Origin of the sequence: Nonomuraea marmarensis, from assembly GCF_043197025.1 — a bacterium.
Lineage (GTDB): Bacteria > Actinomycetota > Actinomycetes > Streptosporangiales > Streptosporangiaceae > Nonomuraea > Nonomuraea marmarensis.
On the sequence record NZ_JBICRM010000102.1, the window covers coordinates 1 to 1,755 of the forward strand.

At 68.1% G+C, this 1,755-nt stretch carries 1 protein-coding gene; it reads left to right on the top strand.

The window, feature by feature from the left end; genetic code table 11:
* Nucleotides 1-122 precede the first annotated feature (122 nt).
* Entirely contained in the window at nucleotides 123-1,529 is a 1,407-nt protein-coding gene (locus tag ACFLIM_RS50110; RefSeq protein ID WP_393177995.1) for an IS1380 family transposase, read from the top strand.
* Nucleotides 1,530-1,755 lie beyond the last annotated feature (226 nt).

Sequence of the window (1,755 nt, forward strand, 5' to 3'; positions counted from 1 at the left end):
AGCCTGGATCCACGGCTTGAAATCTGATGCGAGTGTCGTGAAATGAAGTGAGGTGCCCCCTGACCTGGGATGATTGGAGTTCTTCACGCTTCAACCAGCCAGTTCAGAAAGGCACCTCGTAAGTGCAATTCTTCCACGACGTGGCCAAGACTCGTGCGATCTTCGACGATGAGCACGTGATCGCCTACGGCGGGCTGGTTCCCGCGCTGCGGCTGGCCGAGCGCTGCGGCCTGAGCCGCCTGGCCGGCGAGCACGTCGCCCTGACCGCCGCCGAGGGGGTGAACCCGTCGGCCAAGGTCACCGCGATCGTGGCCGGGATGGCCTGCGGCGCCGACAGCATCGATGACCTGGACGTGCTGCGCCATGGCGGGATGGACAAGCTCTTCGATGGCGTGCGTGCGCCGTCCACCCTCGGCTCCTTCCTGCGCGCCTTCACCTGGGGCAACGTCCGCCAACTGGACAAGGTCGCCCGGCTCCTGCTCGCCGCACTTGCCGACCGGACGCCGTTGCTGCCCGGCGCGCAGGTGCTGGCCTTCTTGGACATCGACTCGATGCAGCGGCGCACCTACGGCTACGCCAAGCAGGGCAGCGGCTTCGGGCACACGAAAATCCAGGGCAAGAGCGTCATGGTACGCGGGCTGAACGTGCTGGCCGTCACCCTGTCCACGCCGCTGGCCGCCCCCGTGCTCGCCGCAACGAGACTGCGCGGCGGCAGCGCAGGCTCCGCCCGCGGCGCCGCACCCCTGATCCGCGAATCGATCGCCACCGCCCGTCAAAGCGGCGCGTCCGGCACCCTGATGCTGCGCGGCGACAGCGCCTTCTACGGCGCGCAGGTCATCGCCGCCTGCCGCGAGCACGACACCCGCTTCTCGATCACCGCCAAACTGGATCCCAAGGTCAAGGCGGCGATCGCGGCCATCGAGGAGGATGCATGGACGCCGATCAAGTACCCGAACGCGATCTTTGATGAGCAGGTCGGCGGCTGGGTCTCCGACGCCGAGATCGCCGAGACCCCCTACACCGCCTTCACCAGCAAGAAAGACAAGGCAACCACCGCTCGGCTGATCGTCCGCCGGGTCAAGCGGCTCAACGAGCAGGCCGAGGCCGGCCAGGACGAGTTGTTCGCCTCCTACCGCTACTACCCGATCTTCACCGACAGCCCCTACACCCTCCTGCAAGCCGAGGAACAGCACCGCGACCACGCAGTGCAAGAGCAGGTCAACGCCGACCTGATCGACGGGCCGCTCGCGCACCTGCCCTCCGGCAACTTCGCCGCCAACGCCGCCTGGCTCACCTGCGCGGCCATCACCCACAACCTGCTACGCGCCCTCGGCTGCCTGGCCGATGCCTTCCACGCCCGCGCCCGCGGGACCACCCTGCGCCGCCACCTCATCACCGCGCCCGCCCGCATCGCCCGGCACGGACGCGGCCACCTCACCCTGCACCTGCCCGCGCACTGGCGATGGCAACCCGCATGGCTGAACGCCTTCACCGCCACCCACGACCCGCCCCCAGCCCAAGAGGCCTGACCCGCCCGAAACTCCTGGTCAACGCACCTCCACGACGACCTTCACCCAGGTCACCGCGCTCACCGGCGCACCCCATCGTCTTCGACCCGGAACCCAATGGACAGGCCGCGACCCGCGCACGGCGGCCCTCCCACGCCCAAAACCAGGCTGCCAACTGCGGGAACGGCCCTCATCGAGGAATTGGACCCCAAAATGATCAACAGAATTCACGCCGTGGATCCAGGCT